This window comes from Chryseobacterium sp. SIMBA_028, assembly GCF_046535285.1.
Taxonomy (GTDB): Bacteria; Bacteroidota; Bacteroidia; order Flavobacteriales; family Weeksellaceae; genus Chryseobacterium.
In genome coordinates this window covers 1-16,164 of the sequence record NZ_JAWRWZ010000005.1, presented here as the reverse complement: position 1 = coordinate 16,164, position 16,164 = coordinate 1, and the positions used below count along the sequence as shown (strand labels likewise).

The following is a 16,164-nucleotide window of genomic DNA, read 5'->3' as shown; positions in this document are numbered from 1 at the left end:
ATGGATTTACACCTTAAGATATGGAGACAGAAAGACAGAAAAAGTGAGGGAAAACTGGTCAATTACGATCTAAAAGACCTGAACTCCCACATGTCTTTCCTGGAAATGCTGGATACTTTAAACGAAAAACTGATTACCGAAGGAGATGAACCTGTAGAATTTGATCATGATTGTCGTGAAGGAATCTGTGGACAATGCGGAATGATGATCAACGGTATTGCCCACGGTCCTTTAAAAAACACGACGACCTGCCAACTTCACCTGAGATCTTTTAAGGATGGAGAAACTATTTTAATAGAACCATTCCGGGCAGAGGCTTTTCCAGTGAAGAAAGATTTAAAGGTAGATCGCTCTGCCTTTGACAGGATTATTTCTTCCGGAGGTTTTGTATCTGTAAATACAGGGCAAGCTCCGGATGCCACAGCAATTCCGGTTGCTCACCAAACTGCTGAAGAAGCTTTTGATTCTGCTGCCTGCATTGGATGTGGTGCCTGTGTTGCGACCTGTAAAAACGGAAGTGCGGCATTATTTACTTCAGCAAAAATTACGCATATGGCATTACTTCCCCAAGGAAAAGAAGAAAGAAGTAAACGTGTGCTGGATATGGTTTCACAGATGGATGGCGAATTATTCGGGCATTGTTCTAATACGGAAGCCTGTGAAGTGGAATGTCCACAGGGAATTTCAGTACTGAATATTGCCAGAATGAATTTCGAATATAACAGAGCACTTTTCTTTCAGAAAAAATAATTAGAGCAAAAAAGAAAAGATCGATAATGTATGAAGGGCAGATTTGTAAATAAGCAGATTTGCCCTTTTACTTTTTGGCCTTAAAATATTTTCGGAATCATAATCTTCTTAGGATCATTTTCATCATACATAATCTCTATGGTTCCGTTTTTCGGTACAGAAGAAAGATTGAGAAGGCTGACGATTTTTTTATAAACAGTAATATGTTCGATTCCTTTATCATCTTTGAAGCTAACCTGAAACATCAATTCCGGTTGATCATTCACAGTAAGACCAGTTTGACTTACACTGATAATTTCTGCATTGGCATTTCTTCCGGCAAAAAGAATATGTTCTTCTTTTTTACTCCTAAAAAATTTCCCTACAATCAGCTGAAATACTACTATATAGATAATCGTCATGATTCCACTGAAAATAATCGGATGCATAAAGGTGAGAAACCTCCAGCCAAAGTCAAAGGATTCCCGCATATAAAAATAAGAGTATAATCCGATTACATAAGCCACCAATAATATGATAAATATGACTCTTAAAATCATTCCCGATGCATTGAATCCAACTTTCTGATCACTCAAGATAAAATAAGGTTCCTGAGAAGCATTAGAATTCAGTAATACCTTTACTTCTTTTCCGACATCAAATCTTTTTTCCTGCGGCTTGGAATCATGAAACATCATTTCATGTTCAATCATCGTGTTTCTGAGATTACGAAATGAAAGAACAATCTGAATGGCATTCATATTGGTTTTGGGAAAATATTTGATGAGCTGGTAACGGATAATTTTCGCCTCTCTGGGTATTCCGTTTCTCAGAATGGAATGAATGGTATTTTTCTGTTTAAAAGTTTTAACGAAAAGATTATTTATAAAGAATACAAGAATGTACAGCCATATCAGCAACGAAAAACCGAGATACCCATAGCTCACAGCTAATGAATTTCTCGGTTCTGTTGCGAGTTCCTCAGTCATCATATAAATGAAAATCGGAAATGGTATGCAGAAAAAAAGGATAAAGATTCCCCAGAAAATGATCATAAATTTCATAACTGTTATTTTGCGATGCGAGATAAAGTTATGACATTATTATTTAATGGGCTTTTCTTTTATTACACCTCTTTCTCGAAGTAAAGTCTGTAGTATTTTCCTTTATCATCTTCACCCATTTCCAGCTTCTGTCTGTCTCCGTGGATGTAGATGTGGAAATTTTTGTCTAGCTTAATGATACTTTTAAAGTGTCTTTGGGTCTTTTTTACTGCTGCTTCACTAATTGGGAATTCTTCTGCAATATTCACTTGCATATCCTGTTCGTAATCGGTTTTAAAGTTGACGAAACTTTCAATTACATGTTCATCTCCCAATACCTCACTGGCAAACTCATCCAATTTAAACTCTTCTTTTTCTTTGAAGAAATTGATCGATTTATTTAGGAAATCTGCCTGGTCAGCTTTTGAAACCTCAAATTCCTGCGGCAACTGCTTTGTGATATAATCTTTGTACACCATCAATGCTTCCTGAGTGTGGAAGTATTCATCGTCACGTTGTTTTACCTTTAAGAAATCCTCGAACCAATAGTACATATCACCGTTTTTGTTGTTGTCAACGACGGAAAGTACATATCCTGTATCTTTATTATTATTGTAGATTAAGGCTGCTTTATCAATCTTAGATAAACCAATTCCCATGTCTTTTTCTATATCAAATGTTTCATCCTGTGGATTAATTTTCAAGAATGACTCTCTTTTTTCAGTTTTGAAAATTCCGATCTTGTCTACTCTATCCGGACGGTCACTTTCATCTTCAAAAAGAACAATGAACAATTCTCCTCCCTGAACTCTTGGGTTTTCAGCCGCTTCGAAAAGATGCTTTGCAATATTTTCAGATTCCCAAATGAACTTGGACTTATCTTCAAAAATTTCAGATACTGCGCTGTAAACCGGATTATTCACCAGGTAGGTATCACTGTAAAAATGGAAAGTTTCTTCTGATTTGAAAGAACCTAAAAAGTAATTCTCAAGCATTTCTGCCATTCCCTCCTCAAGCTTCAATTCCTCTTGAGAAAGCGTTAATGATTCTCCGTTGATCTTATTTCCGACTCTGTGTACTATTATTTTTGAAAACATCTTCTGAATATTTGGACTGCAAAGATATTCATTCTATTCTTTATGCGAAACTTAAAAACAGGAATGATTTTGTTTTTGGGTTGTGTTGAATTTTTGAACCACAAAAGTCCCAAAAGCTTTATTTTAAAACAATTTAGTTCACTTTAAAAGTTTAAAATAATGCTGAAAAAAGTTCATTAAAGATGAAAATTTCAGGTTTTTAAAACTCATGCGTACTTCTTATATATCAAGCCTTTTACTTGAAATAACTTAAAGGCTACTATTATTTTGTGACTTTTGTGGTTTAGTTTACTCTTAAATCCTTTACAGTTAAAAGAGTTCTTCCTTTTCCAATTTGATAAAATCCTTATCATTTTGAAATGCTTTTGTCATTTTAAAACCTCACCCAAAACAATACAATATTTTGATAATCAAATAATTAAACCAAATAAGCATTCAACGGAATACCATTGGCATCATCATTTGAAAACATGGAAAAAATGGACTTGAAAACATTAAACAGAATAGACAAGTTAAGAAGATTAAAAAGCAGAGGACCTAAGACTCCCAAATGGTTAAAGCCTTACCACATGCTTTTTATCGCCTTTTTAACCATTTTCATTTTTGGAGCCATTATAAAGCTACTTGAACAAAACCACATTTAAAAAAATATAATATGAACTATTTACAAGCCGTACAGGAAATAACAGAATTGGTTCCTGATTTTGAAACTGAACTAAAAGAGAATAAAAATCCGAATTCGTATAGTGTTATCAGGACATTCACGGACCGTATAAAAAAAATGATCCGCCAGAATGACAGTAATCTGCTACTCAAAAGCTTACAAAAAATGGACAAAATTTACACCGATGGTGATATTACCTTAAAAAATGCAATTGAGAACACTTTTATCTATTCTTTGGACAATTGTACAGCTTTTTGCAGCAAGGAAGACCGGAAAATGATATTTAGTCATATTTCTTCTCCCCTGAAAAGCAGCTATTCAAGACAAATTTACAGCCACGGCATATAAAGTTTTTATTACATTTTTTACCCGTTTCATTACAAAGTGTTTAAATTAAACAAAATTAAAAATAACTCACAATCAATAGATTATGAAAAATAAAATAAGAAAAATTTCAGACTGGAAAACCTGGAAAACAACGACTAACAGACACAATTCGGAGATATTACTCACTCACATCGCTATAATCATTGGTGTATTTATTTTTGCAGCCTGTCTTTAAATTTTGGTATACATTTAGCTTCAATAAAAAGTGTTTGAAAAATTCTTAATTATGATGAAAGTACAAATGCAAACTATTAATCAAAAAATAGCTGTTGAATACTTAAAATTTTTCTATCCGCCACTTCGCAAGGAAATCATACAGTTATCTGTTCATGATAATTTTGCAGGAATCATGCAGGCAACCGTTAATTATCTGAAAGGCCTGCTGCAGGAATCTAAGATCAACATTATTGCCCATCACATCAAACTTATGGATGGACTTTACAGGAATGGAAATTCTTATGTAAGAACCATGATTGAAAATATCTTCATAAGGTCTTTTGAAAGCTTTAAAAAGCATGCAAAAATCCAGCATTGGAAGCTTCTTTATCATTATATGCCTGTGAGCTTCCAGATTATTTATAATGAGCAGCAGAAGCAAGACCAGATCTACTTTGGGAAATAAATAGTTTTTATAGAGGCGAAATTACAAAGAGGTAAATTGGCAAGATTGCTTGCTTAAGTCTTCCGATATCTTTTTACTAAAAGAGGGAGGAAAGAATATATTTGGCAGCAATTTAAATCTTTTAACTTTTTCGCCATTTTGCCTTTTTTGCTTTCCTATTATAAAACCCTACTTTTGCAAAAAAACCAATGAAATACTCTTTTTATGCTGTCATGATATTGTTATCCCTGATCTCATGCGGAAATAATGATAATATAATTGATGATCCAAGACCGATTGATCATGAAATCCGGAATTTTGAATTCAGAAGTTATGCCGTAAAAAATACTGTTTTGTATAGAGGATCAATGGGACAAAAATCTACTCCTGATGAATCTTATTTGAAGAATTATTGGAATACCTATCAGGAGCCAGCCTGGAAAATCATCAGCCTTGATTTGAAAAATAATTCTGTAAAATTGATTTCAGGAACTTCCAGTAATGTATCATACCCTATCAAAATCGTTAATGATTCTGTATTAATCAATGATAGCAGCAATAAGCCCAATTATTTAGGAGATTTCAATAAAAACGCCTCAACATTTACCCTAAAAAGAACTTTCAGGTATATCAAAAAAGCTCCAAGAAACCACGGCCCGTTATTTATTAACCAAAATACAGATTTTGGCATCACTCAATATGAAAATGCCTTTGGAACTGTTTTTACTTCTCCCTCTGAAATGACGGAAGCAGATGACACAGTACTTTGGAGCAATATAGAATATCATTACAAATCATTGTAAATTTAAAATTACATTAGAACAAAAACTCCCCAAACACGATCTGTTTGGGGAGCTTTTTTAATTCAGTCGATAGATCCTTATGGCAGTATAAGGAGCCTGATCCATCTCTATTTTATACATTTGTCTGTTATTCAATGAATCCGCAACCTCCATATCTGCACTAAAGGTATCTTCAGCTTTCAAATTATCAACATGTACTGAAAACCAGTCTGAGTAAGTATTGGAACCTTTCATCATGATTGGAAATTTATCTTTCCAGATCACTTTACCATCTGCTGTTTTTATGGAAACTATTCTTCCGCTTTTTCCAATATTCTTGAAAGAAATCCGCTGAACATTGGACCTGTTTTTCATGGAATATTCTTGTTCTATTTTTCCCTCCTCAATAAATGGAGCGTTAAGGGTATAGATATCCTTTATTTCATAGGTTCCGTATTGATCAAAGAAGTTTGTTCCATTTCGTTTTTCTTCATCCATTTCTCTGATATTCTTAGGAACAGCGTTGATAAAATCTTTTTTGGTGAATCTATAGACTGTTGCTGTATCTTTCTGATTCTTATATAAATCTACAAGCCCATAATAATTCAGGTCATAAGTATCTTTCTTGATCAATTCTTTACAAATAATTTCGTTCCCTTCTATCCTTTCAATCTTTAAAGCTTTCCCTTCATACAACATACTTCCAAGCCGTTTAAGAATATAAACCTGATTTGGATTAATATTCTCAACACTGCTTCTTCTAAAATCGCTTTCATATTTAATCATTCTTTCATCAATCTTTGAGGTCCGATAATCTGTGATAATTTTCTCTCCGAAATAATAAAAATAAACATACGGGATAAACACCGCCAGAACAATCAAAAGATATCCTGTTTTAAAGCCATTCCTTTTTTCTTTTACAACATGGGTATACGACAGGGAATCATGTAAACCTGTTTTCCAAAAAAAAGAAACTGCATTGAAAGGAATATTTCTGTAAAGGGTTCTTTTAAAAATATCTGATACAGATGGTTTTTCTGCTGTATTGCTAATCACTCTTGATTCTGTAAGAAATTTTGCAGGGGTGGAACCAAATAGAATTTCAAAGAAAGGATAGTAAATAAACCTTACAATAACAATTAAAAGAAGCGCGCCAAATTCGTTGTTCAGTTTTTCCCTAAAAAAAGAAATTTTTATAAGGTACGCCTCAAACAGATTGAAAACCAATGGACAGAAAACAAGTAAGATAATAAATGTATCTATCAAAAAATGGAAAAACCGCTGTATTTTAGGCGTATCTTTTATAACTGTAGATGTTTCTGTATGGGTTATATTCAGTACTTTTTTACTCTTTATGATGGTAAGAATTTTATAGCTTATTACAATATACAAAGCTTCAACTACAGGATAAAAGTACATCATTATTCCCATGCCCGACCCTGTTTCTGCTTCTATCTTCTTTTTGGTATAAAGGAAATAAAACAGAGTATTAAACATTCCCTGAGCGTTAGAAATCAAGATGATTGAAAAGACAAATGCAATTAACCGGGTATCTCTTTTTTTAAGCAAAAATATAATACTTCCGACAAGCAATAAGGATAGTAAAAAGACCTCCCAGACGTCAAAAGCATTCTTTGTAACCCCTATGAAAAGGGTCATTGGTTTAAATAGCCAATACAAGCCAACATATTTTCTTTCGTCAGAAATAAATCCAAGGCTATTTTTAATGATGTTAAAAGTACTTATTGATAATATCAGCCCAAGTACTGAAACAATCAATGACGTAAATCCTACAAAATAATATTGCTTTTTAGAGTAAATATTCTCCATATAACTGATATTTCGGTAAAAATATAAAAAATCCCAAGACTTTTGCCAAGGGACATTCTCTAATAAAAACAGAAAACTGCTTTTACTTTTTCACAAATACATTTTCAATGATCTGTAGTTCTTCTTTTTTCAATTTTGAGGTCTTTTCCAGCTTTGTAATAAAAGTGGCTACTTCTTCGGGGGTTGAAGGTGAGCCGAGGTTTTCTCCCTTAGCATTAAATGAATCTGCTAGCACTTCTCCTTTCGGATTTAAAATCAACCAAAAAGGAAGTCCTGCATTTTCTCCTTTATATTTATTCATAAGCTCCTGCCCACCGGGATTTTCAAGAGATTTCTTTTCACCTCTTTCTTGAACGTCTACATAAGCTGTAACAAATTTCTTATCAAAAAGAGGTTTGGTTTCCGGAAGATTCATATTCTTTTCCATCATCTTACACCATTTGCACCATGAAGCATGAAACATTAACAGAACATTTTTCTTCCCCGCCTTGGCTTCTGTAAGCGCTTTATTTAATACCACATCTGCTTTTTCCTGTGCTGTTCCTAACTGAAATAATAGTAAGGTAACAACCACAATAATCTTAGAGTATTTCATTGAATTTTATTTTATGCTATACGAATGTAGGAATTTACAAGAAAAAGATTGTTCATTTATTTTAATTATTTTTAAGTAGTAATGAATATAGAATACAAAAATTATATCCCTAGAATCAGGGGTTCTCTGCAATACGGGAAATTAGTTACTTTTACATTCTATTAAAATAATACAGGAATGAAGAAGATTGGAATGTCAATCATTATAGCCTTGTCTTCGATGCTGAATGCTCAGAGTAAACAACAGGTGGATGCTTTCTATGGAGCCATCAGCAGTAATGATTTATCCTTGGTGAAAAAGTTAACAGAACAAGGATACCCTATTAAAGCCGTTCTTTCAGATCAGATTTTACCTGTAAAGGCCGCTATCTGGAAGAAAAACTTACCCATGGTAGAATACATGGTGAATAAGGGGGCCAATATCACAGCAGACAAAACCCTTATTGATACAGCCATTGAGTATGGAAGCCCGGAGATTACACGCTATCTTCTCGGGAAAGGCATCTATGCTCAAAATGCATTGTATACTGCTATTTTTTATGAAAATTTTGAAATTGCAAAAGAATTATATGTTAGCCATCAGCCTCAGAAAATTGAAAGAGGAGATCTTGGAAAACTGCTGCTGCTATCGGTAAAGAACAATGATCTGGAATTTATAAAGAAGATTCCTCTGAAAGGTAAGGATTCTCCCATGTATCATTTTGACGACGATGGGTACAATGCTTTGCTGTATGCCGTAGAAAAGGATTATACAGACATTGCGAAATATCTTTTGTCTCAGGGAGCTGATAAAAAATCCAGAGTCACCTTTGAAACAGATAACGGAATTGTTGAGGGAAAGACTGCTTTACAGTTTGCAAAAGCCAATAAGAATACAGAGCTTATCAAGCTTTTAAAATAAACACCCCCACCATCACCACCATGAAAAAACTAATACTCCTTATTTCAGCTTCCATTTTTTTAGGCTGTAATAAGAACTCAAAAACAGAATCCAACAAAGTAAACCATGCTACATTGTTAGTGGCTACTGAAGGCCAGATTTTCAACTTTAACCTTGACGAAAATAAAATGGTCTGGCAATATAAAAGTGCCATAGACAGCGTCGGTAACCGAAATCTTTTTGCAGTGGATGGGCAGAGTATTTTTATGCCTTTTGAAAGTGGAAAGCTTATTAATTTTGATATTAGCACGGGTAAAATCATCTGGCAGCAACAGATCTATGGTAATGGAGACCAACCGTTGGATATGAGCAATGATGAGAATGAAGAAGCAAAAAAACTAAGTGCACGGATGCCTTTATTTATGGCAAAACCTTTAGTAGATGGTCAAAATATTCTAATAGCATCAACCGGACATCCCTTAGAGGTTAATAGTGCTTGGCTCTATAATTTCAATAAGGCTGATGGTACAAAAAACTGGCTTAGTGAACTGCCAACGATATATAATTACTTTGCTCCTGTAAAATACCGTAATTCCTATTTTGTGAATTCGGCTGTTTTTCTGGAAAAATTGAGTGCTCAAAATGGGGTAAATACTTCGTATGGAATGTTTGACAGAGATGTGGAAATTGCAGGACAACTCTTACAGCATAACGAATTTAACCAATTTCAACGTCCTATTTACAACCAGATGTACACTGATGGCAATACTCTTTTCATTGGAAGTGAAACAAGAACCATCTATGCCCTGAACCTTGATAAAGATGGCAATCTCCCTAATGGTGACATCTCTGATCCAAATAATACTTTCATTAAAAATCCTAAGGTGTTCAAATGGATCTACAAGAATGACAAGCTTGTTGCTAAAAGAAGCCATATCCTTTTTTTTGAGGACGGTACTTTATACACTGAGATGAGAATATCCTCTAACGATGAATCAAAACTTCTTGCCATTAATGCTGAAGATGGAAATCTGGAATGGGAACAAATTCTGCCACCTGATGTTTTAAACTGGACTATTAGCCTTGGTAAAATCATTGGTAATAACGCTAATACTCTTTTTTATATAGACACTAACGGAAAAAATTTCACTAAGGTCAAAATTAAAGACAAACCTCTTTCTGGTATTGAATCTATAGATGCCTCTCATTTTGTATATGTTACCCAAAAAGGGATTGAAATTTTTGATACCCAAACCCAAGCAGCAAGATTAGTTATTGCAAAAACATTCAATGATAACGAATACAACAAACTGCAAATCAAGTATATTTCAAAATAAATAAGAATTTGAAAAGCATCAAATACATTATTGACAAAATGTTCCATTATTTGGGTTTTCTGCTCATGATGGTTATTGTAGCTTGCTTATTATTTTGGATCAATAATTACCGTTATTTTATCTATGCACTGATTGTTGCTGTTATTATTTTTTTATTAAGAAACTCTACAAAGACAGGCTGGAAAGCAAAAGGTGAATATTTTTTAATGTTATTGGCCTTAATTTATTTCCCATTGCTTACCCTGATGTCTGTTTCACCTTTTTTAAAATTCAAGGAGTTTCAATGGACACATCCCGGATGGCAGCAAACGAAAGGACAGGTATTATCTTATACATCAGAATGGGAAAACCCATTTAGGAGATCGAGTGGATATGCTTTTATTGATGTATCTTATCAATATACACTCAATCATAAAACCTATACAAATACAGAACAGAAAGCTGAAAAAATGTATTACCCGATATGGGAAAGTAAAGAAAGAATCCAACTATTAAAGGCAAAGCTTCTACAGCAAACAAAGCAGCAGATTGATTCTCAAAAATGTATACTTCTTTATAATGCAACCCATCCTAAAGAAAGCAGATTCTTTGTCTCCCGCTCACTTTTTTATCTGCAGGGATCAGCTATTTACGCATTTTCTATCTTTATTGGAGTTTTAATTGTCTTGCTCATCATTAATCTATTTTTTTCATTCAAAAATAAGAACACAATATGAAAGGTTTCAATTCAGAAAAAATAATATGCTCTAAAAAATGAAAACAGTTATGATATATATACTGGTGAGGTTTATTATTCTGGCCATTCCTTACTTTGCTTGGTTTGCTTTATTTGCCGAGGCAGGATATAAACGTCAAACGTACGATCTGGACCTCATTCCGTTGTATGTTTTTTTCTTTTTGGGAGGATTGATAGCTATTGAAACCTTTTTCCGGATCAACAGGAAAGAAAGGGCAAAATATTTATTTAACATTTTACTTTTGACATTTTTTATTTTTTTGTATTTTGTTTTACCGCACAGAGAGAATTTTAATTAAATAAAAACACCCTTATTTCTTTTCAGACCCTACCATAAAATCCCATCTGAAAGGAGTTAAAAACTAAAAAACCTACAAATAAGATGAAACTAAATATTAAAAAAAAATACATTATACTGTGGTGTATCATCATCATTGCCGTTATTATTTTGCCTGATATCAGAATGCATTATCAGCAATACAAATTAAAATCTGAAAAACTTCCGGAAAAATATAGGTCTTACACTACACTGGACAGCCTTAAAGATCCTGATTATGAAGTATTGAAAATATATGGAAGCTTTAATGAACCCGTACTTCAAGGAAATGACAGTACAATTATCATCATTTCCGGAAGTAGAAAAGGATCAAAAGACGGTGGTGATGATATCGTAAATAAATGGTATAAAATAAATCTAAACGGTCAGATAACGGATTCTCTGCAATACAGTTACAAGAGTCTAAACTCTACACATAGCTATCAGACTTTCAACGATTATATTGTAGATGTGGATCAAAATACCTACTCTAACTGGATTAAAGATGGGGATACCATTCATTATCCCTATAAAAACATTACAGACAATAAAATCTTTTCCGTTTCTGAAGCACAAAAAATCATTGCCGATAAGGAATATATGTACGATGATATCATTCATTCCGATACGGCTGATAATGATTACAAATACAAATTAGTTGTATTTAAGGATAATGTCTGGAATTATTTTTATACTGAAAAGAGCTGGACAGATTATCCGGCATACAAAACCAATAAAAAATCAATTCAGTACGATACATCTACCTACACCATAGATACTCAGGCAAATATCATTAAACGAGAATTTGTTCACAAAGAAAAATGGGCTGCCCGTTCTTTTTGGAATCTGAAGAATTTTAGCTGGGGATCAGGAAATGGTTCTGGTGGTGATGGCTGGACCGGTACAAGTTATTTTTCGATTACAATGCCAAAAAAAATGCTGCATTACAAGCAGCATGTTTCTATAGACTATCCTAATGAAAACTTAAGAGATCCTTTTTCTTATTTTATTTACCAACCGAAAAAAGGAGCTTACCTGTTATTGATTGATACCCAAAACCAAGTTTATTATCTGATAAGACCTAAGAAGTAAAAACAAATTAGGGCACTGTTTCCACTCCTGAAAACTTAAGGATACCTTTTTCATCTTTCAACCAAAAGATAAATTGTGCTCCTTCATGTCCGTCATCCAGTTCATTGGGACGATGGGTGGTATATAGTACAATATAATTTCTGTCTCCAAATGCAGGGTCATCCTGGTCAATTGCAAACTTAATTTCCTTACGTTTCAGTCTCTCCAACAAATCCTTGTTAAAAATATGGTTACTATGTTTACTATAAAAAGTTTTTTTGTTCACAAAAGCATTGTTTTCCGGGGCTGTTTCAAAACACAAATAGCAATATACCTTTTGAGCCGTCAGTTGATTTAATGTTGCATAATCCTTTTGAGATATAAGGGTAATTATCTTTTGGGTAAATTGTTCTGCCTTGGTCTGGAGGTTTTGCTTATCCTTTGAAGTGTCTTGTCCACAGGAAATCAGTGGTAAGCATACCGCAAATAGTAATGCTATGTATTTTGTTAAATTCAGTTTCATATTATCCGTTTACTTTGTGAGATTGGTTATTATAAAATTTTAGCAAGGAAACCACCAATGTAAAGAATATATCCTGTTATTTTTAAAAAATATATTAATATGACCATCAGAAATCCCCTCTTTATCTTCTCTTAGCCTAATAGCCTGAAGTGTTCCCTCACCATAAACATCCAGATTCCCTATGTTTCTGATTGCATTTGGAAATATCTGTTTAAGATCATTGATGGTAGACTTAGAATCTATTTTTACTCCTTTGTACAGAATATAATTTCCGTTGATAAATCTAAACTCCTCTACTGCTACTTTCTGGCCGCTGTTTTCAAAGCGTGATCCATTTTTATACAGATATTGATCATTCATTCCGTTATTTTCCGGAGTCTCAAAAATATAAGTACAGGGTTGTTCTTCGGATAATAGCCTTGTACTATCTGCCTTTCCGAATACTTTTCCAAAATCATTAAGGCTAAAAAACCTTTTCAGCTTACCATTAAACATTATATCCTGTTCCAACATTACTTCATCCAGAGTATCTTTTTTAATCTCCGCAGCTTTAGAGGTATTTTGAATGGCAGAATCGGTTTTAACTTCTGTTTTCTGTATTTCACTTTGAATGACCGGATCCTTTTTGCTCTCTTTTTTTTGATTACAGGATTGGAATAAAATAATAACCAGTACAATTGAAAGGTATTTCATATATTAGTTTTGTTTGTGATGATATAAAGCCCGACAGCATGGTATAGAAGTGTACAAAAATACAGTAGCCATCACCAATCGAGCGATATTATAAAGATTGAATTGTTATAAGATTTTTATGCTTTGTAACAAAATAGAATTTCGCAAAACATTACACATTACTGATTATTAATGTAGATTATTATTTTGCTTATAAAGTTCATCGTCTGTTTCTTTCAGAAAATCAAGGTAACTAAAATTGGCAGGTTTGCGCTTACGGTACTCCAGATATTCTTTATAGTACCCAAATGCTCCACCTAGTCTGGAAGTTAACAGGAAAGTCTCATGAGCACCAATTGCATCTATATATCCCACTTTCTTTCCTTTACTGTTAAATCTGGATAAAACCAGATATATGGTATTATTCTGATAACAATTAAAAACCCTGGCTCTTTCCTCATTTTCTTTGCCATCATCAAAAACCAGATTGAATTTTTCCTTTTTAATTAGTAAATAATTCAATACTTTCTGAAAGCTTTCTTCGTTTTCAATAGTAAGAGTATATCCGTCCAGGTTATTGTCTTTCCCTTTTCCATAAAAACGGATCATACTTTGTGTAAAAGAATCTGTATCGGGAGCTTTTTCTATTTCAATTTTAGCAAAGTTTAATGAAAGTTTCGCGTCATCAACTGCCTGAGACAGATAAGAAGAATATTGGACTGCCTGAGTTCCAACTCCTGCATCGGAAACTGTTAAATCAAACTTTTTTAATTCTTTTTGTTTGACTGGTAATACAAGTTTCTCTAAGTCAAACTGCTGGCCTTGGTATGACTGAAATAAAAATGACATACTTACGATTAAAAAGAAAAACTTCAGCTTATTCATATGTTTAAATTTCTTGTTGAAAAATGAGCGAATAAGGTACAAAAAATAGATTGGACCTTTAACTTATAAATGATGTGAAATACATTTTCACACCATTGTATGCGTTCAAGAATGTATACTCTTTTAATAGGCTTTATTTCCTGAAATAGTTAGGGTATGTCCGGTACTTATCGACGGGCAGCATCTGCCATCTTCTTCAGCATATTCTAATTTTTTAACTCTAATTTTCCCATTACTGATTTCATCAAAACTGAACAAATAATCGGGCTCGTAGCCGGCAATTACTTTCACCTTGCTCCCGGTATTCTTGTACAATGATAATCCTTGTCCTATAATTGCATTTCCGCCCTCAGGTGCCACAGACCAATAAATGGCTACATCATCTATTCCATCGCCGGTAAAGTCTCCTACATAAGGTTCCTGAAGATCAATGATTCCACCATAGGTTTTAAGAATATTGGGCAAATAATCTTCAAATTGCTTCATGGCTAATTTTACTGCTTCTTCTTTTGAAATTCCGTTTTTTGAGGGTTTTGATTCTTCTGATTTGGGTTTTGTTTCTTGAGAAAGCTGCTGCCTTTCTTTCGGCTCCTCTTTTTGTCCTTTATGATCTGATTTGCTACAACCTGCCAACACTCCTGCCAGACATATTATACCGATAATTTTTTTCATATATTTTGTAGTGAATCTCTATTTATATCTAATTATAAAAATTGCTGATATAAATATACGGTAATATGATAAAAAGCAAAACCGGCAGTAAACTTTGTTTACTGCCGGTTTAATTTATAATTAAATGTTAGTGTTTACATTTATTATTTTACTTATTCAAAAATAACTAATACTGAATATCAATTAGTTACATTTAAATGATACAAATAAGATACAAATATTTAAAGTTTTCTCTATTTTCATCTTATTAATAATTTGGCAAAATTAAGCAATTATCTCAAAGCTTTAAACATCTGCTCAATCGCTTTCTTTTTCTGTTCCATATTAGGATGAACATAGAGATTTAATGTCGTACTAATATTAGAGTGCCCAAGCAGAACACTTACTGTTTTATAATCACAATTACTTTCGATACATCTTGTGGCGAAGCTATGCCTTAATCCGTGAAATTTTAGGTTGGGCATATTAAGTTCCTTCATAAGGTTTTTGTAATAACTTCGATAAGTTCTCGGTTCTGTTGGTTTCGCATCATTTGTCAATACAAAAAAAGAAGGATTAACTATTTTTTTAAAAGGTTTTAAGATTCTTAATAAATCTTTACTTATGGGGATTTCACGGATAGAGTTTTTAGTTTTGGGCGTATCCAAAATCAATTCTGTTCTTCGAACTCCCTCCTCTATTACATATATGCGTTGAATGGTTTGGTTCACACTTATAATTCCATTATCTGTATCAACGTCTTCCCAAGTCAATGCACATACCTCGCCAATTCGCATTCCAGCACTTAGGCAAATGTAAACACCCAGATTTCTAAATGTAAAATGTTCCTGAATGTAATTCATTATCTTTTTCTGGTCAGATTTGGTAAGTACCTCCAAGCTATGCTTTTCCCTTTCCGTAGGGAACTGTATATCAAAAGGTGTGTAATCAAACCATTTATTTTTTGCCCCGAATTTGAGAATCATCTTTAAAACAATTAGGATATCTTTAATCGTCTTATGGCTTAAACCCACTTCTAGTTTTTTGAAAACAAAGTTTTGCACATCGGTTTCCTCGATAATAAATGCTTTACCAAAGATTGGAATTATATGATTTTCAATTAGAAGTGTGTAAGCAGAAAAACTTGATTTTTTAACGTATTGTTTCTTGTTTACTTTCCATAGTTCGATGACTTCGGACAATTGTTTTTGTTTAATCATTATTTTTTAAATTTAAATACCAAAGGAAAGCAATTAAAGATTCAAAAACCTTGAGGATATGAATTAGTTAATGTTCCCAATTTGAGATTTCCGGGGTTTGATGGGGAATGGGAACAAGTAACTTTAGGAGAATGTTCTATTAGCCT

At 33.3% G+C, this 16,164-nt stretch carries 18 protein-coding genes; 9 read left to right on the top strand and 9 right to left on the bottom strand.

Features of this window, described 5'->3' with window-relative positions; genetic code table 11:
* Window positions 1–750, top strand: a complete 750-nt coding sequence (locus SCA31_RS07690; protein ID WP_410696378.1) for a succinate dehydrogenase/fumarate reductase iron-sulfur subunit — start codon at window positions 1–3, stop codon at window positions 748–750.
* 80 nt (window positions 751–830) lie between these two features.
* Here SCA31_RS07690 and SCA31_RS07685 read toward each other — a convergent pair whose 3' ends face one another.
* Window positions 831–1,793 carry a hypothetical protein gene (locus SCA31_RS07685; protein ID WP_410696377.1) on the bottom strand — a complete coding sequence of 321 codons (963 nt, stop codon included), beginning with the start codon at window positions 1,791–1,793 and terminating at the stop codon, window positions 831–833.
* Between the two features lie 62 nt (window positions 1,794–1,855).
* Window positions 1,856–2,869, bottom strand: coding sequence for a nucleoid-associated protein (locus SCA31_RS07680; protein WP_410696376.1), 1,014 nt, complete (start codon window positions 2,867–2,869; stop codon window positions 1,856–1,858).
* Window positions 2,870–3,524: 655 nt separating this feature from the next.
* Between SCA31_RS07680 and SCA31_RS07675 the strand changes: the two genes are divergently transcribed.
* The 4 genes from SCA31_RS07675 to SCA31_RS07660 all read left to right on the top strand — a co-directional run bounded on the left by SCA31_RS07675 (window position 3,525) and on the right by SCA31_RS07660 (window position 5,324).
* Window positions 3,525–3,881: a hypothetical protein gene (locus SCA31_RS07675; protein WP_410696375.1), complete on the top strand. Its 357-nt coding sequence runs from the start codon at window positions 3,525–3,527 to the stop codon at window positions 3,879–3,881.
* 82 nt (window positions 3,882–3,963) lie between these two features.
* Window positions 3,964–4,095, top strand: coding sequence for a hypothetical protein (locus SCA31_RS07670; RefSeq protein WP_410696374.1), 132 nt, complete (start codon window positions 3,964–3,966; stop codon window positions 4,093–4,095).
* A 51-nt stretch (window positions 4,096–4,146) separates the two neighbouring features.
* Window positions 4,147–4,542: a hypothetical protein gene (locus SCA31_RS07665; protein WP_076352484.1), complete on the top strand. Its 396-nt coding sequence runs from the start codon at window positions 4,147–4,149 to the stop codon at window positions 4,540–4,542.
* A gap of 188 nt (window positions 4,543–4,730) precedes the next feature.
* Entirely contained in the window at window positions 4,731–5,324 is a 594-nt protein-coding gene (locus SCA31_RS07660; protein WP_410696373.1) for a hypothetical protein, read from the top strand.
* A gap of 57 nt (window positions 5,325–5,381) precedes the next feature.
* On the opposite strand, the gene SCA31_RS07655 is transcribed toward SCA31_RS07660, so the two are convergent.
* Both SCA31_RS07655 and SCA31_RS07650 read right to left on the bottom strand, forming a co-directional pair.
* A complete protein-coding gene (locus tag SCA31_RS07655) occupies window positions 5,382–7,133 on the bottom strand; it encodes an RDD family protein (RefSeq protein ID WP_410696372.1) in 1,752 nt (583 codons plus the stop codon).
* 82 nt (window positions 7,134–7,215) lie between these two features.
* Window positions 7,216–7,728, bottom strand: coding sequence for a thioredoxin family protein (locus SCA31_RS07650; protein WP_410696371.1), 513 nt, complete (start codon window positions 7,726–7,728; stop codon window positions 7,216–7,218).
* Window positions 7,729–7,905: 177 nt separating this feature from the next.
* Between SCA31_RS07650 and SCA31_RS07645 the strand changes: the two genes are divergently transcribed.
* The 4 genes from SCA31_RS07645 to SCA31_RS07630 all read left to right on the top strand — a co-directional run bounded on the left by SCA31_RS07645 (window position 7,906) and on the right by SCA31_RS07630 (window position 12,088).
* Complete coding sequence (locus tag SCA31_RS07645; protein WP_410696370.1) at window positions 7,906–8,628, top strand: ankyrin repeat domain-containing protein; 723 nt, start codon at window positions 7,906–7,908, stop codon at window positions 8,626–8,628.
* Window positions 8,629–8,648: 20 nt separating this feature from the next.
* Complete coding sequence (locus SCA31_RS07640) at window positions 8,649–9,944, top strand: PQQ-binding-like beta-propeller repeat protein (protein WP_410696369.1); 1,296 nt, start codon at window positions 8,649–8,651, stop codon at window positions 9,942–9,944.
* Between the two features lie 8 nt (window positions 9,945–9,952).
* Window positions 9,953–10,660: a hypothetical protein gene (locus SCA31_RS07635; RefSeq protein ID WP_410696368.1), complete on the top strand. Its 708-nt coding sequence runs from the start codon at window positions 9,953–9,955 to the stop codon at window positions 10,658–10,660.
* A 402-nt stretch (window positions 10,661–11,062) separates the two neighbouring features.
* Window positions 11,063–12,088: a hypothetical protein gene (locus SCA31_RS07630; protein ID WP_410696367.1), complete on the top strand. Its 1,026-nt coding sequence runs from the start codon at window positions 11,063–11,065 to the stop codon at window positions 12,086–12,088.
* 7 nt (window positions 12,089–12,095) lie between these two features.
* Here SCA31_RS07630 and SCA31_RS07625 read toward each other — a convergent pair whose 3' ends face one another.
* The 5 genes from SCA31_RS07625 to SCA31_RS07605 all read right to left on the bottom strand — a co-directional run bounded on the left by SCA31_RS07625 (window position 12,096) and on the right by SCA31_RS07605 (window position 16,018).
* On the bottom strand, window positions 12,096–12,590 hold the full coding sequence (locus SCA31_RS07625) for a hypothetical protein (protein WP_410696366.1): 495 nt from the start codon (window positions 12,588–12,590) through the stop codon (window positions 12,096–12,098).
* 39 nt (window positions 12,591–12,629) lie between these two features.
* Window positions 12,630–13,283 (bottom strand): hypothetical protein, encoded by a 654-nt coding sequence (locus SCA31_RS07620; protein WP_410696365.1) that lies wholly within the window; start codon window positions 13,281–13,283, stop codon window positions 12,630–12,632.
* Between the two features lie 168 nt (window positions 13,284–13,451).
* Complete coding sequence (locus SCA31_RS07615) at window positions 13,452–14,111, bottom strand: hypothetical protein (protein WP_410696364.1); 660 nt, start codon at window positions 14,109–14,111, stop codon at window positions 13,452–13,454.
* A gap of 159 nt (window positions 14,112–14,270) precedes the next feature.
* The gene (locus SCA31_RS07610) at window positions 14,271–14,819 is read right to left on the bottom strand and encodes a hypothetical protein (protein WP_410696363.1); all 549 of its coding nucleotides are present in this window, start codon (window positions 14,817–14,819) and stop codon (window positions 14,271–14,273) included.
* 272 nt (window positions 14,820–15,091) lie between these two features.
* The gene (locus SCA31_RS07605) at window positions 15,092–16,018 is read right to left on the bottom strand and encodes a tyrosine-type recombinase/integrase (RefSeq protein WP_410696362.1); all 927 of its coding nucleotides are present in this window, start codon (window positions 16,016–16,018) and stop codon (window positions 15,092–15,094) included.
* Window positions 16,019–16,164: the final 146 nt, after the last annotated feature.

What these genes read in the sequence shown, in the direction of transcription:
- SCA31_RS07675 (WP_410696375.1), top strand. Translation starts at nt 3,525, where the DNA reads ATGAACTATTTACAAGCCGTACAGGAAATAACAGAATTGGTTCCTGAT.
- SCA31_RS07630 (WP_410696367.1), top strand. Translation starts at nt 11,063, where the DNA reads ATGAAACTAAATATTAAAAAAAAATACATTATACTGTGGTGTATCATC.
- SCA31_RS07620 (WP_410696365.1), bottom strand. Translation starts at nt 13,283, where the DNA reads ATGAAATACCTTTCAATTGTACTGGTTATTATTTTATTCCAATCCTGT.
- SCA31_RS07645 (WP_410696370.1), top strand. Translation starts at nt 7,906, where the DNA reads ATGAAGAAGATTGGAATGTCAATCATTATAGCCTTGTCTTCGATGCTG.
- SCA31_RS07650 (WP_410696371.1), bottom strand. Translation starts at nt 7,728, where the DNA reads ATGAAATACTCTAAGATTATTGTGGTTGTTACCTTACTATTATTTCAG.
- SCA31_RS07670 (WP_410696374.1), top strand. Translation starts at nt 3,964, where the DNA reads ATGAAAAATAAAATAAGAAAAATTTCAGACTGGAAAACCTGGAAAACA.
- SCA31_RS07660 (WP_410696373.1), top strand. Translation starts at nt 4,731, where the DNA reads ATGAAATACTCTTTTTATGCTGTCATGATATTGTTATCCCTGATCTCA.
- SCA31_RS07625 (WP_410696366.1), bottom strand. Translation starts at nt 12,590, where the DNA reads ATGAAACTGAATTTAACAAAATACATAGCATTACTATTTGCGGTATGC.
- SCA31_RS07605 (WP_410696362.1), bottom strand. Translation starts at nt 16,018, where the DNA reads ATGATTAAACAAAAACAATTGTCCGAAGTCATCGAACTATGGAAAGTA.
- SCA31_RS07685 (WP_410696377.1), bottom strand. Translation starts at nt 1,793, where the DNA reads ATGAAATTTATGATCATTTTCTGGGGAATCTTTATCCTTTTTTTCTGC.
- SCA31_RS07665 (WP_076352484.1), top strand. Translation starts at nt 4,147, where the DNA reads ATGATGAAAGTACAAATGCAAACTATTAATCAAAAAATAGCTGTTGAA.
- SCA31_RS07680 (WP_410696376.1), bottom strand. Translation starts at nt 2,869, where the DNA reads ATGTTTTCAAAAATAATAGTACACAGAGTCGGAAATAAGATCAACGGA.
- SCA31_RS07655 (WP_410696372.1), bottom strand. Translation starts at nt 7,133, where the DNA reads ATGGAGAATATTTACTCTAAAAAGCAATATTATTTTGTAGGATTTACG.
- SCA31_RS07615 (WP_410696364.1), bottom strand. Translation starts at nt 14,111, where the DNA reads ATGTCATTTTTATTTCAGTCATACCAAGGCCAGCAGTTTGACTTAGAG.
- SCA31_RS07640 (WP_410696369.1), top strand. Translation starts at nt 8,649, where the DNA reads ATGAAAAAACTAATACTCCTTATTTCAGCTTCCATTTTTTTAGGCTGT.
- SCA31_RS07690 (WP_410696378.1), top strand. Translation starts at nt 1, where the DNA reads ATGGATTTACACCTTAAGATATGGAGACAGAAAGACAGAAAAAGTGAG.
- SCA31_RS07610 (WP_410696363.1), bottom strand. Translation starts at nt 14,819, where the DNA reads ATGAAAAAAATTATCGGTATAATATGTCTGGCAGGAGTGTTGGCAGGT.